Here is a 12,228-nt window from a genome sequence, read left to right as displayed (position 1 = left end):
TCGCAGAAATACCGTACAGGAGCCGACTTTCTGCTGCCTACTGTGCGTTTTGAAGGGTAGTCAGGATCCCTGCACCACAGCGGGTGCAGGTCCACGCTGGCCGTGCGGCCCCAGCGCGCCCCGTCATGCGCGGCCCGGACCGTCAGGGTGACCGTGCCGCTGGGTTTCGCGGACACCTGAATGTCCAGGTGCCGCAGCGGGTCTGGGCGGCACCCCCCGAGCAACTGGGTCTGAAGTTCCGGAAGCAGGGGCCGCAGCGCCTGATGCAGGTCAGCAGGAAGCATGCCCGCAGCATGCGCCCCGCCGCACAGGGGAGAAACTGGCCGCGTGGCGCGCCGACTGGCCAGCTGACCTCAAACGAACTCCGATTGAATGGCTTACAAAGCCGCTGGGTCCGAGCAGATGCGAGTGGGAACCCGTTTCACGGGATTAGCGACCAGACCAGCAGCTGCGCGGTGTCCCGAATGGGGAAGAGGTGACCCGGCACGTCGGCTACCTGCCCGTACGTGCCCAGCAGGAAGCGGGCATCGTCACCGGTCACCGTGAGCGGGCAGGTGACGGTCAACGCGGGTTTCGGTGGCGTGTCCCCTGGCGCGAGGGACTGGCCCAGGGCCGCCCAGGTGGCCCGCAGGTGCACCGGGCCGTGCGCGGCGCCCCAGATCTGTCCGCCAGGCCGCAGCACGCGCCGCGCCTCGGCCAGCGCCCGTGCCTGATCGGGCAGGTGCGCCAGGACCCGCGCGAACAGCACCACGTCGAAACTCGCGTCCGGGAAGGGGAGCGCCTCTGCCGACGCGGGCTGCACGCCCGGCCCCGGCGTGGGATCGACCCCCACCACCCGGCCCGCATGCCCCCGCCGCGCCAGCTCCCGCACCAGCCGGCCGTCCCCGGCCCCCACATCCAGCACGTCCAGGGCAGGGGAGAGGCTCAGCGCGTCCAGCAGCACACCCTCCGGCCACGGTCGGCCACACAGGCGCGACAGCAGGGCGTCCCGCGCCGCCAACGCCGCAGAGGCAGACGCCGGGTGAGCCCTAGGCGCCTGCCTCTGCGAGTCCGTCACGGCTGCTTACATCTCCATGCGGGTTTTCAGGAAGTTCGTCATGACGGCCCCGCGCTTGTAGAACGGGTTGTTCATGATCTTCACGTACAGCGGAATGGTTGTTTTCGGGCCCTGGATGACTGTCTCTTCCAGCGCGCGCTTCATGCGGGCAATGGCCTGCTCGCGCGTGTCGTGGTGCACGATCAGCTTGCCAATCAGGCTGTCGTAGTGCGGGGGGATCACGTAGCCGGTGTAGCAATGGCTGTCCACGCGCACGCCGGGGCCGCCGGCGAAGTGCACGTCGTCGATCTTCCCGGCGGCCGGGCGGAAGTCCTTGTCGGGATCCTCAGCGTTCAGGCGGCACTCGATGGCGTGCCCGCGCAGCACCACGTCCTCCTGCTGGAGGTTCAGGCCGTACCCGGCGGCGATCTCCAGTTGCAGTTTCACGAAGTCCAGCCCGGAGATCTCCTCGGAGACGCAGTGTTCCACCTGGATGCGGGTGTTCATCTCCATGAAGTAGTAGTTCCCGTCGCGGTCCACGATGAATTCCAGCGTGCCCGCCCCGGCGTAGTTCACGTGCTTGGCGAGGCGCACGCCCGCCGCGAGGATCTCCTGACGCAGCGTGTCCGGCAGGGTGCTGGGCGCCTCCTCGATCAGCTTCTGGTTGCGCCGCTGGATGGAGCAGTCGCGTTCGCCGATGTGGATGACGTGGCCCTGCCCGTCGCCCATGACCTGCACCTCGACGTGCCGGAATTCCTCCAGGAACTTCTCCATGATGATCGCCGGATCACCGAAGTACAGGCGCGCTTCCTCCTGCGCCTGCGCGAAGCCCTTGGCGAGTTCCTCCTGCGTGCGGATGATCTTCTGCCCGCGTCCACCGCCGCCCGCGCTGGCCTTGAGCAGCACCGGGTACCCGATCTGCTTCGCGGCCAGCAGCGCGTCATCCACGGTGTCCAGCACGCCGGTGCCCGGCACGACCGGCACGTTGCTCATCGCGGCGATCTCGCGCCCACCGGCCTTGCTGCCCAGGGCGCGCATGCTCTCGGGCGTCGGCCCGATGAACGTGATGCCGTGCTCGCGGCACATCTCCGCGAAATCCGGGTTCTCCGCCATGAAGCCGTAGCCTGGGTGAATCCCCTCGGCGCCGGTCATGAGCGCCGCCGAGAGGATGTTCGGGATGTTCAGGTACGACTGGTTTGAGGCGGGCGGCCCCACGCACACCGACTCGTCGGCCAGCAGCACCGGCAGGCTCTTCTCGTCCGCCGTGGAGTACACCACGACCGTCTTCACGCCCATTTCCCGCGCCGTCCGGATGACGCGCAGGGCAATCTCGCCACGGTTGGCGATCAGGATCTTCTTGAACATGCATGCCTCCAGCGGCTGGGAGACGAACGTCAATCGGCTGGGTTCAGTGCCGCTCCGACTTGCGGGGCACGCCGGGATCATCGCCCGGCCCGGCCCTTCATCTGCGCGACTCTGAACCTGTTGCTGCTCGCGCTGCGGTGCAGCCGTTCAGGTCCGCTCGGGTTCGCCTCCGGCTTACCGCACTTACTCGATGATGAAGAGCGTCTGGCCGTATTCGACAGGTTCGGCGTTCTTCACGAGGATCTCGCGCACGGTGCCGCCCTGTTCGGCCTCGATCTCGTTCATGAGCTTCATCGCCTCGATGATGCACAGCACCTGCCCGGCCTGTACGGTGTCGCCGACCTTCACGTAGGCGGGCGCGTCCGGGCTGCTCGCGGAGTAGAAGGTGCCCACGATGGGTGCCTTGACGGGCGTGCCCTTGCTGGCAGGTTTCTCGGCGGGCGCTTCTGCGGCGGGCGTCGGGGTGGGCGCGGCCTGCGCGGGCGCGGCGGGGGCGCTGGCCTCGGCCTGGGGTGCGGGCAGGCTGGGGGCGGGCATGGGTGCGAATGCGGGCGCACCCATGGGCATGGGGGCCGCGAGCGGGGCAGGGCCGGGGGCGGGCATGGGCGCGGCGAAGGCCTGCGGGCCGCGCTTGAGGCTCAGGTCGAAGCTGCCGGTGCGCAGGCTGAATTCACGCACGTCGGCGTACGTGAGGGCATCGAGAATCTGTTTCAGGTCGTTCGGGTTCATGGCCCCTCCTTGAAGGTCGTCTGGGTTCTGCGGTTGACGCTGCCCCCAATCATGCCCTGTGCAGGGTGAGAGGGGGTGTTACCCGCAGCCTAACGCTCGTTTGGCTGAACTGAGTCTAACGGGAAATGAGGACGCCGCCCGCCGGACAACTCCGGGGGCGGCGCACGCACCTCACGTCATTTACGCGCGGCTGAGGTACTGACCCGTGCGGGTGTCCACCTTCACGTTCGTGTCCTGCTCCACGAACAGGGGCACCTGCACCACAGCGCCAGTTTCCAGCGTGGCGGGCTTCGTGCCGCCCGACACCGTGTCGCCGCGCACGCCGGGGTCGGTCTGCACGATCTTCAGGATCACCTGGTTAGGCAGCGTGATGCTCAGGGGCTTCTCGCCGTACATCGCGACTTCCACCTCAGTGTTCTCCTTCATGAACTTCGCCGCGTCACTCACCAGGCCCTTGCCCAGCGTGATCTGGTCGAAGGTGTCCAGGTCCATGAACACGAAGTCCTCACCGTCGGGGTAGAGGTACTGCATCTTCTTGCCTTCCACGTAGATGTCCTGCAGCTTCTCACCGCTGTTGAAGGTGCGGTCCACGATGCTGCCGGTTTCCATGTTGCGGAACTTCGTGACGACCTTCGCGCCGCCGCGGCCCATCTTCAGATGCGAGTACTCCAGGCATTCCCACAGGCCGCCGTCCATTTCCACTTTCGTGCCGTTGCGCAGTTCAGTCACACTGATCATGTCTTCTCCTTGTCTTTCGTCCGGGGCCGCCTCCGAACACCCGGTGCCCTGGGTGGGGGAGCCGCGCGGCAACGCCACAGAGTCTAGCAGAGCCCCGCAGAACCCTTCCACCGGGCTACGCGCGTTTGCTATGCTGTCACGGTTGCACGCCCGCCCCCCGCCCCGCCCCGAGCGGACCCGCGCGGCGAGAGTGAGGCGGCGAAGAACGTCCCCGAAGGAGAAAGAGCACATGGAACTGAACGCCAAACCCCGCAAGAGCCAGGAAAAGCTCGCTGACGGCCTGATCCCCGCCGTCGCCTACAACAAGGAGAAGAACGTCTCCTTCACCATCGACAAGAAGGCCTTCGACCGCGCCTTCCGCCAGACCAGCACCACCGGCCTGTTCGACATCACCATCGAAGGCGGCGAGACCTTCCCCGCGCTGGTCAAGACCGTGCAGATGGACAAGCGCAAGCGCACCCCCATCCACGTGGACTTCTACATGGTCACCTACGGTGAACCCGTCGAAGTGAACGTCCCCGTGCACACCAAGGGTAAGAGCCAGGGCGAAGTCATGGGCGGCCTCGTGGACATCGTCGTTCACAACCTGAGCGTCATCGCGCCCGGCCCCCGCCGCATCCCCCAGGAACTCGTCGTGGACGTCACCAAGCTGAACATCGGTGACCACGTCACCGCCGGTCAGGTCAAACTGCCCGACGGCGTGAAGCTGGCCGGTGACACCGAGCAGGTCGTGATCAGCGTCCTGCCGCCCCGCCTCAGCGAAGGCGAAGCCGCCGCTGAGCAGCAGGCCGCCCAGGTGGCCGGTCTGGTCGCCGCTGGCGAGATCAGCGAGGAAGCCGCCGCCGCGATCCTCGAAGGCGACGCCACGGTCGAGGAAGCCAAGGCCGAAGCCGCCAGCGAGACCGAAGGCGAAACCGAAAGCACCGAAGAGAAGAGCGAAGAGTAACCCTCACCGCTCCGAGCGCCGCCCGTCCAGACAGGATGGGCGGCGTCTCCTTGACCTGACGCACCGCGCAGTAGCGGGCGTAGGCCAGGTGCCTCGCTCACTCTCCGGACGCCCGCAGGTTCTTCCATGTGGCCTGGGAGGCCGCAGTTCGTCTACCAACTGGATATGTGCCCACCGTCCTCGGGCCGCGCAGGCGCCGCGCGAACCGCCAGCAGACCTGGCTTCTCGTAATGAGGGGAGGGGTAAATGCAAAAACCGCCCCGGTCAGGGGGCGGCTGTGAATCTGGAGGAGCGTGGCGCTCAGGGCAGGCTGGGCGGCGTGACGGGCGCGGGGGGCGCCACGGGGTCCGCTGGGGCCGGGTTGCCCGGTATGGGCTCCGTGGGCGCCGGTTCAGTCGGCGCGGGCGGTGCTGGCTCGCTCGGGGCGGGCTCGGCAGGCGCGGTCTCCGCAGGGGCCGCCTCTGCCGGGGTGGCGTCCGGAGCAGGCTCAGCGGGCGCGGCGTCGGTGGTCGGGGAACTGCCCGGGGCGGGCGTCTCAGCCGCCGCAGGGGCGGGCGCACTATCCGGCACGCGGGCGAGAGCCACGACGGTCAGGCCCATGGTGCTGCGCTCGGTCAGCTGGAACTGCTGATCGTCCTTCGTGAGGGTCAGGGTGGTCACGCCCGCCGCGTCCGCCTGGGGCGCCTCGCTGCTGGCCTGGTAGCCCTCGGCCGTCAGGGCCTGCGCGGTGCGGGCCAGGGCGTCCGGCGCGTCACCCTTGTAGATCAGGGCCTCGCCCAGCACGGTGGGAACCGTCTTCAGCAGCTCCTCGCCGTCCAGTTCGGGAACCTTCACGCTGCCCGCCTGAGGCAGGCTGCTGGGCGCAGCTTCGGCGTCAGACGTCGTGCCGGCGGGGGCATCGGTGTTGGCGGGCGCCTCAGTGGGACTGGTGTCGGCCGGGGCCGTCTCCGCGGGAGCTGAATCGGCGGGCGCGGTGTCAGTCGGTGCAGGATCGGCGGGGGCGGTCCCGGCCGCTGTCTCGGTTAGCGTGGTCTCCGCTGAGGTGGTGTCGGCGGGGGCGGGCGTCTGCGGGGGCGTGACGGGCGCCGTGGTGCTGGGCAGGCCCAGGTTGGGGGTGGCCGGGGTGGGATCGGCGGATTGGGCCAGTGCCGGTGCGGCCAGCAGGCTCAGCGTGAGCAGGCCCAGCAGGGGACGGCGGAGGGGCAGGCGGGGGGCATTCTCTTGACGCATGGGACACCTCTTCAGGGTTGCGCGGCCAGTGCAGGCCGGGCAGTGAGAGTGAACGACCGCTCTGGGCTGTTCCTGCTCATCACCTTGCGGGGTGAAGCTGCGGCTTTCCTGGGCTGCGGCTCAAGTGTGTGCCGGGCCTTCCCTCAGGCGCAGCGCACGGCGCGTTCACGCGGTTCAGGGCCGCGTCACGCGCCGCTCACCCGCAGCCCGGGCGCGCCGCGGGCGCGGCGAGCGGCGCCGGGCCGCTGCTACCAGACGCCTCGGCCCGCCGGGTGAGGGACACCTCTCACGCGCAGTGGCGTTCTGGACGCTCAGGCCGCGCCGGTCATGAGCGGACCGGTCAGGTTCCGCGCAGGCACGCGGCGCGTTCCGCCTGCGGGCGGCGGCTGCACACGCGGGCGGCTTCGATGAAGGTGGGCAGGTGACCGTTCACGTGGGCGAGGAGCGCCTGGAAGTCCGGGACCAGGGTGGCGTAGGCGGCCACAGCGCCCAGCGTCGCGTTGTTCACGCTCCGCGCGAAGAACGCGTCGTAACCTGCGTACCCGCCCCAGGTGGCCTTCAGGGCGGCGTAGCGGGCATCCATGTCGGTCAGCACCTCGGCCTTGCGTTCCCGGCGGGCCGCCTCGGTCAAGCCGGACTGGGCGTACAGGGCCTCCAGTCGCGCGCGGGTGCCGAGCAGCAGCGCCTCGAAGTCCGCCTGACGTGCCTGCGCCAGCTGGTCCTGTTCACGCAGTTCGGGCGTGCCGTGCTGGTCCAGCCAGCGGCGCATGCCCTCTTCCTCAACGGCCGTGGCGTACGACTCGTTGAAGACCGTGTCGCCCGGTACGTACAGGCTCGGGTGGGAGAGTTCATGAATGATCGTGCGGATCAGGGTCGCGTCCGGGTAACTCAGCATGGTGGACAGCACTGGGTCTTTCAGGTACCCCAGCGTGGAGTAGGCGCTCACGCCGTCCACGTTCACGTCCCGGCCCGCTGCGCGCCGCTGCTGCGCGTACGCCTGCGCCGCCGACTCTGTGAAGTACCCGCGGTAGCCCACGCAGCCCGCCACCGGGAAGCACGACGTGTCTAGCGTCACGCTGAATTCCGGCGCGGAGAAGACGTTCCACACCACGTACGGCCGCCCCACGTCCACGTACTTCAGGAAGGACCCGTGATCCGGTAGGCCCAGCCCGCCCGCCGCTTCCGGCGCCACGGCGAACGCCCGCACGTCCGACGCCAGTTGCAGGCGCCGCCGCACGCCTGCCGGGGTGCCCGGGTCCGCCAGCACCTCCGCGACTGGCCGGGCTCGGCGCAGCAGGTCCAGCTGCCCGCCGGCCGCCTGCGACAGGTACCGCACGTCCGCGCAGCCGCTCAGGAGCGCTCCGCCGGCCACGAGCGCCGCCACCCACACCCTGCGTCTCATGCGCGCAGTCTACTCGCCGCGTCCACGTCCGCCGTCCAGCACGCGTTCAATGCGGCGGTCCGGGATGAGCCACATCAGTGCCACGCCGACCAGCGCTGCGCCGGACAGCCACACGCCCACCGGGCCCGCCAGGGGCGCGAGGATCGCCACGACGTACGCCACCAGCGACACGTTCCCCTTGACGTCCCGGCCGACCGCGTCGGCCAGCATGTGGTTCGCCTCGCCCACGCGGATGATCGTGCGGACCAGCACCGTGTACGCCAGCGCGGCCATGAGTGCCACGGCCCCGCTGAGCGTCATCGCTTGCGGCGCGAAATGCGACTCTCCGGCCCAGCCGGACACGAACGGGAACAGGGACAGCCAGAACAGCAGGTGCAGGTTCGCCCACAGCACCCCGCCCGTCACGCGCTGCACGGTGTGCATCAGGTGATGGTGGTTGTTCCAGTAGATGCCGACGTACACGAAGCTGATCACGTACGCCAGCGCCTTCGGCCACAGCCGCGTCACGTCCGACCACTCGTGCCCCTCTGGGACCTTCAGTTCCAGCACCATGATCGTGATGATGATCGCCAGCACGCCGTCACTGAAGGCCTCCAGCCTTCCTTTGGTCATCATGCCCGCAGCATAAGCGGGCGGCTCCCGGTCAGGGCAGGGTGTTGCCCGCCGCGAGGAGCAGGCCGTACCATTCCTCGCGTGTCAGGGTGACGTCCGCCGCGCGCAGGCAGTCCGCGAGGCGCTCGGGTGTGGTCGTGCCGGTCACGGGCTGCATCCGCGCCGGGTGACGCAGCAGCCACGCCATGGCGATCGTCGTGCTGCTCACGCCGTACCGCGCGGCCAGTTCATCCAGTTTCGCGTTCAGCTCGGGGAACTTCGCGTGCCCGATGAACACACCCTCGAAGAACCCGAACTGGAACGGTGACCACGGCTGGATGGTGATGTCGTGCAGGCGGCAGTAGTCGAGCACGCCCCCGTCGCGGTTCACGGCCTCGGCATTCTCCATGTTCACGTTCAGGCCGCTGGTGATCATCGTGGCGTTCGTGATGCTCAGCTGCAGCTGATTCGCCACCAGGGGCTGACGCACGTACCGCTTCAGCAGTTCGATCTGTCGGGGGTGCTGGTTCGACACGCCGAAGTGCCGTACCTTGCCCTCCTGCTCCAGCTGGTCGAAGGCGGCGGCGACCTCCTCGGGTTCCACCAGGGCGTCCGGGCGGTGCAGCAGCAGCACGTCCAGGTAGTCGGTGCGCAGGCGCCTCAGGATGCCGTCCACGGACGCCAGGATGTGCTCGCGCGAGAAGTCGAAGGTGTGAACGTCCGGGCGAATGCCGCACTTGGACTGAAGGATCAGGCCCTCGCGGACGCTGGAACTCATGCCCACCGCGTCCGCGAAGACCTCCTCGCTGCGCCCGGCGCCGTAGATGTCGGCGTGATCGAAGAAGTTCGCGCCGTGTTCCAGCGCCGTGCCGATCAGCCGCGCGGCCGCCTGCTGCTCCATCCCGTCGATGCGCATGCAGCCCACCGCGACCACCGGCACCATCAGATCACTCACGCCCAGCTTCTGAGTTCGCATGCCCCATGCTATCTGAAAGGATTCAGAAAGGGGGAGGGGCCCGCCCGACGTACGCTGCGCCATGCCCCCCGACCTCCTGCCCCTGCCGCCCCGCGGCCGCGTCCCGAACAACCCCCAGCCCGCCCGGCTGTACCGCGCCGCGCTGAGCGGCACACCCGCCCAGATGCAGGCGCACCTCGCCGCGAACGGCTGGACGAACGCCTGGCAGAACGGCATCTACCCCTTCACGCACTACCACTCCACCGCGCACGAGGTCCTGGTCATCGCACGCGGGCAGGCGCACCTGACTCTGGGCGGCGAGGGCGGCCCACAGGTCACCGTCACCGCCGGGGACGCCCTCACCCTTCCGGCCGGCACTGGCCACCGCAACGACGGCAGCAGCGCAGATCTGCTCGTGATCGGCGCGTACGCCGGCGGCCGCGACTGGGACACCTGCCGTCCCGAAACCACCGACCCCCAAGGGGCCCAGGCGCGCATAGCCGCCCTGCCCGACCCTGAACGAGACCCCATCAGCGGTGAATCCTGGCCCGCGGCAACGTGAAGGCCCGCCGCACGCTGCCCCAGCGTCTGGTGAACCCCACGTCATCCTCTGGTCCCGCGCGCCCCGTACGATCGGCCCATGCCCGGCACTCTGAAAGACCTCGCGCGCCTCATGCGCGGCCTCGACTACGGCCTCCTGACCACCACCACCGCCTACGGACACCTCGCCTCAAGGCCCATGAGCAACAACGGCGAGGTCGACTACGACGGCACCAGCCACTTCTTCACCTGGGCGGACGGCCGCGCCGCGCGCGACATCGAGCAGAACAAGAACGTGCAACTGGGCTTCCAGTCGAACAAGCCCTTCCTGTTCATCGCCGTGCAGGGCGACGCGACCCTCACCACCCACCGGCCCACCATGGAACCCCACTGGCAGGAATCCCTCACGCAGTGGTTCAAAGACGGCCTGGACACCCCCGGCCTGACCATGATCACCGTCAGGGCCCGGCGCGTGAACTGGTGGGGCGAAGAAGAAGGCGAACTGGACCTCTGACCCCCTGGGCCGCGCCGCAGCCTGAAGCGCGACGACGGCGCAGCCCCTGGCGCCCGCACAGGCCCTTCTGCCCTGTGGTGCAGATAACCACCTCCGACCGGCTCCAGCAGCAAGTTGCCTTCCTGTTCACCTGCGACCGCCTCAAGCACATCCGTGAGCAGCCCGCACCTGCACGACGCATTCCGTGCGGAGAACAGCGCTGAGCACTCCGATCATTTGGCCCTGATGGCGCAGGCGCTGGGCGAATCTACCCCGCCCGGCACGGACCCAGAATACGTGACGCGCCTGCTGCTCGCGCATGACCTCGTGGAACTCCACGCTGGGGCCCTGTACTTCGCCGCGCCGGACGATCAGCAGGCCGCGCAGGCGGCAGCCGACGCCGCCCGGCCATTGTCCGGCCTGCTGCCCCCCGATCAGGCTCAGGCGTTCCACGTCCTGCCCGCCGAATTCGAGACCCGCGCCACCCCCGAGACGCGCTTCGCCCGGGCGCTGGACGCCCTGCACCCTATGCGGCTGACCTGGGTGGGCAGAAGCGCTGCGCCACGCAGGAACCCGACCTGACCGCCACGCGCTGCCTAACGCTCAGGGAAAAGCACCTGTTTTCTTACCCGGATTTATGGGCGCTTGCTCAGCAGAGCATGCAGAACCCTTCGAGGGCCGGCACCCTGCCACGCTGATCAGCCCGGCCCACCATCCCAGACGGCCATGAACTGCTCGGGCGTCCAGCCCACCAAGTCCGACACTTGCCCGTCCCCGACTTCCACCACCCGCAGGCCCCGTCCGCCCGCCGCGCCACATCCACTGAGAAGAAAGGCGACGGCACGCGCCCCGCCACCACACGCACCACCTCCGGGACTGCCGAACCATCCGCGCGGAACGTTTGCCCCTCACGTACAAAGAACCGCTCCTCCGATGCCGGATCCAGCTCCTCCACGCGGCGTACGCACACGCCGCCCTCAATCTGACCCCGGAACTGCGCCATCCGTTCCAGCAGCTCCCCGATCTGCCCGGGCCGCGTGATCCGGCTGCCCGGCCCGGTCTTCAGGGACTTCACGAAATCCTTCACGAAGAACCCGTCCCACCCCAGCGCGGCCAGCTGCTCCGGCAAATCACTCAGATCCGTGAAACACATCGTCTTCGGCGTGACGTCTGCCAGCAGGGGCGCCCAGCGCGGCAGGTGATGCGCCGCCAGGTACGCGTCCAGCGACGTCAGCACCCGCGCGCCCGCCCCCTCAACAGCGTCCACGAACGCCCGGTAGCCCGCGCTGTCCAGCATCCAGCCCCGGTAGAGCACCGTCTCACCGGGCAGCAGGGCAGGCCGGAACATTCCCTGCTCATCCAGCGCGGACACATTCCAGCCGCGCGCCGCGAAGGCTGCTGCCTGATCCGCGAACGCCTCATCAGGCCGCCGCACCTGGAAATAATCCGCCGGGAACACCACGCGCATCGCCATGACCGGCAGTGTAGGGTTTCCCTGGCAAGCCACCAGTCGACCCCCCCATGCCCCCACCCCTGAACGGGTGGAACGGGTCTCATGAGCCGCAAACACGCCTCACACTATTTCCTCTTGAATTACTCTTTATCAAGCAACCCGTCAGCACAACGCCACCCACGACGCCCCGCCGCGTTGCATTGGGACGCTATGACTTCTGCCCTGTAATCCGGTCACCTCGGGCAGAACGAGCGAGTGGTGAGACCGCCCCAGAGGAGGACACGCATGAACGTCCGACACTCCCTGGTCAACCTGATCGCCCTACTCAGCCTCGCCGCGTGCAGCCAGGCGCCCACACCGGGTGCAAGGCCTGCAAGCACCAAGAGTCCGACGCTCAAAGCGCAGGATGTCGTGACGCCTGTTTCGGAGCCCGGCGAACTCGTGATCGGTGGTACCGTTGATAAGTACGCCGGTCAGGCTGGCTCGCCTAACTTCATTCTGACTCCGGAGACAAAAGCCGTCGAAGGCGGGGGCCCGAACGCAGGTGACGGCTGCAATGCCAGGACTGACAACCCCGTCAAGGTCGCACTGTCTGTCGCCCCTGAGTTCCAGGCTTATTTCAGCGCACTCGGATCCGTTGACGTCACCGCCTGTAAGGTGTCTACGGACATCCCCTACACCCTTGCTGGATTACTCCCCGCAGATGCTGTCGGCAAGGAAATCACTGTCACGGCTACCGCAAGCGGCGGC

14 protein-coding genes and 1 riboswitch are annotated in these 12,228 nt (G+C 68.4%); of the genes, 4 read left to right on the top strand and 10 right to left on the bottom strand.

Going from position 1 to position 12,228, the window contains the following annotated elements:
• The 5 genes from IEY63_RS22300 to efp all read right to left on the bottom strand — a co-directional run.
• Positions 1-284: hypothetical protein (locus IEY63_RS22300; protein ID WP_229784770.1), on the bottom strand; the 284-nt coding region annotated here is incomplete at its 3' end.
• A gap of 137 nt (positions 285-421) precedes the next feature.
• Positions 422-943, bottom strand: a complete 522-nt coding sequence (locus IEY63_RS16695; protein ID WP_229784769.1) for a class I SAM-dependent methyltransferase — start codon at positions 941-943, stop codon at positions 422-424.
• Positions 944-1,063: 120 nt separating this feature from the next.
• Positions 1,064-2,401, bottom strand: coding sequence for an acetyl-CoA carboxylase biotin carboxylase subunit (gene accC, locus IEY63_RS16690; RefSeq protein ID WP_189070123.1), 1,338 nt, complete (start codon positions 2,399-2,401; stop codon positions 1,064-1,066).
• A 183-nt stretch (positions 2,402-2,584) separates the two neighbouring features.
• A complete protein-coding gene (gene accB, locus IEY63_RS16685) occupies positions 2,585-3,130 on the bottom strand; it encodes an acetyl-CoA carboxylase biotin carboxyl carrier protein (RefSeq protein WP_189070122.1) in 546 nt (181 codons plus the stop codon).
• 180 nt (positions 3,131-3,310) lie between these two features.
• Positions 3,311-3,868 (bottom strand): elongation factor P, encoded by a 558-nt coding sequence (gene efp / locus IEY63_RS16680; protein WP_189070121.1) that lies wholly within the window; start codon positions 3,866-3,868, stop codon positions 3,311-3,313.
• Positions 3,869-4,097: 229 nt separating this feature from the next.
• Between efp and IEY63_RS16675 the strand changes: the two genes are divergently transcribed.
• The gene (locus IEY63_RS16675) at positions 4,098-4,814 is read left to right on the top strand and encodes a 50S ribosomal protein L25/general stress protein Ctc (protein ID WP_189070120.1); all 717 of its coding nucleotides are present in this window, start codon (positions 4,098-4,100) and stop codon (positions 4,812-4,814) included.
• A 300-nt stretch (positions 4,815-5,114) separates the two neighbouring features.
• On the opposite strand, the gene IEY63_RS16670 is transcribed toward IEY63_RS16675, so the two are convergent.
• From IEY63_RS16670 to IEY63_RS16655, 4 genes are all read right to left on the bottom strand, one after another.
• Entirely contained in the window at positions 5,115-6,044 is a 930-nt protein-coding gene (locus IEY63_RS16670; protein ID WP_189070119.1) for a hypothetical protein, read from the bottom strand.
• A 340-nt stretch (positions 6,045-6,384) separates the two neighbouring features.
• On the bottom strand, positions 6,385-7,446 hold the full coding sequence (locus IEY63_RS16665; RefSeq protein WP_189070118.1) for an aminopeptidase: 1,062 nt from the start codon (positions 7,444-7,446) through the stop codon (positions 6,385-6,387).
• A 9-nt stretch (positions 7,447-7,455) separates the two neighbouring features.
• On the bottom strand, positions 7,456-8,061 hold the full coding sequence (locus IEY63_RS16660; protein ID WP_229784768.1) for a TMEM175 family protein: 606 nt from the start codon (positions 8,059-8,061) through the stop codon (positions 7,456-7,458).
• Positions 8,062-8,089: 28 nt separating this feature from the next.
• The gene (locus IEY63_RS16655) at positions 8,090-9,013 is read right to left on the bottom strand and encodes an aldo/keto reductase (protein ID WP_189070117.1); all 924 of its coding nucleotides are present in this window, start codon (positions 9,011-9,013) and stop codon (positions 8,090-8,092) included.
• 61 nt (positions 9,014-9,074) lie between these two features.
• Between IEY63_RS16655 and IEY63_RS16650 the strand changes: the two genes are divergently transcribed.
• The 3 genes from IEY63_RS16650 to IEY63_RS16640 all read left to right on the top strand — a co-directional run bounded on the left by IEY63_RS16650 (position 9,075) and on the right by IEY63_RS16640 (position 10,607).
• Positions 9,075-9,554, top strand: coding sequence for a cupin domain-containing protein (locus IEY63_RS16650; RefSeq protein WP_189070116.1), 480 nt, complete (start codon positions 9,075-9,077; stop codon positions 9,552-9,554).
• 78 nt (positions 9,555-9,632) lie between these two features.
• The gene (locus tag IEY63_RS16645; RefSeq protein ID WP_189070115.1) at positions 9,633-10,046 is read left to right on the top strand and encodes a pyridoxamine 5'-phosphate oxidase family protein; all 414 of its coding nucleotides are present in this window, start codon (positions 9,633-9,635) and stop codon (positions 10,044-10,046) included.
• 153 nt (positions 10,047-10,199) lie between these two features.
• Complete coding sequence (locus tag IEY63_RS16640; protein ID WP_229784767.1) at positions 10,200-10,607, top strand: HD domain-containing protein; 408 nt, start codon at positions 10,200-10,202, stop codon at positions 10,605-10,607.
• Positions 10,608-10,674: 67 nt separating this feature from the next.
• Here the strand turns inward: IEY63_RS16640 and IEY63_RS16635 are convergent, their stop codons facing one another.
• Positions 10,675-11,499, bottom strand: a complete 825-nt coding sequence (locus tag IEY63_RS16635) for an ATP-grasp domain-containing protein (protein ID WP_229784766.1) — start codon at positions 11,497-11,499, stop codon at positions 10,675-10,677.
• 173 nt (positions 11,500-11,672) lie between these two features.
• Positions 11,673-11,757, top strand: a riboswitch (cyclic di-GMP riboswitch).
• The last annotated feature ends 471 nt before the right edge of the window (positions 11,758-12,228 follow it).

Origin of the sequence: Deinococcus radiotolerans, assembly GCF_014647435.1 — a bacterium.
GTDB classification, from domain to species: domain Bacteria; phylum Deinococcota; class Deinococci; order Deinococcales; family Deinococcaceae; genus Deinococcus; species Deinococcus radiotolerans.
Note: the sequence above shows the minus strand (reverse complement) of the source record. Positions and strands in the feature narration are given on the sequence as shown.

What these genes read in the sequence shown, in the direction of transcription:
- accC (WP_189070123.1), bottom strand. Translation starts at nt 2,401, where the DNA reads ATGTTCAAGAAGATCCTGATCGCCAACCGTGGCGAGATTGCCCTGCGC.
- accB (WP_189070122.1), bottom strand. Translation starts at nt 3,130, where the DNA reads ATGAACCCGAACGACCTGAAACAGATTCTCGATGCCCTCACGTACGCC.
- efp (WP_189070121.1), bottom strand. Translation starts at nt 3,868, where the DNA reads ATGATCAGTGTGACTGAACTGCGCAACGGCACGAAAGTGGAAATGGAC.
- IEY63_RS16675 (WP_189070120.1), top strand. Translation starts at nt 4,098, where the DNA reads ATGGAACTGAACGCCAAACCCCGCAAGAGCCAGGAAAAGCTCGCTGAC.
- IEY63_RS16670 (WP_189070119.1), bottom strand. Translation starts at nt 6,044, where the DNA reads ATGCGTCAAGAGAATGCCCCCCGCCTGCCCCTCCGCCGTCCCCTGCTG.
- IEY63_RS16665 (WP_189070118.1), bottom strand. Translation starts at nt 7,446, where the DNA reads ATGAGACGCAGGGTGTGGGTGGCGGCGCTCGTGGCCGGCGGAGCGCTC.
- IEY63_RS16660 (WP_229784768.1), bottom strand. Translation starts at nt 8,061, where the DNA reads ATGATGACCAAAGGAAGGCTGGAGGCCTTCAGTGACGGCGTGCTGGCG.
- IEY63_RS16655 (WP_189070117.1), bottom strand. Translation starts at nt 9,013, where the DNA reads ATGCGAACTCAGAAGCTGGGCGTGAGTGATCTGATGGTGCCGGTGGTC.
- IEY63_RS16650 (WP_189070116.1), top strand. Translation starts at nt 9,075, where the DNA reads ATGCCCCCCGACCTCCTGCCCCTGCCGCCCCGCGGCCGCGTCCCGAAC.
- IEY63_RS16645 (WP_189070115.1), top strand. Translation starts at nt 9,633, where the DNA reads ATGCCCGGCACTCTGAAAGACCTCGCGCGCCTCATGCGCGGCCTCGAC.
- IEY63_RS16635 (WP_229784766.1), bottom strand. Translation starts at nt 11,499, where the DNA reads ATGGCGATGCGCGTGGTGTTCCCGGCGGATTATTTCCAGGTGCGGCGG.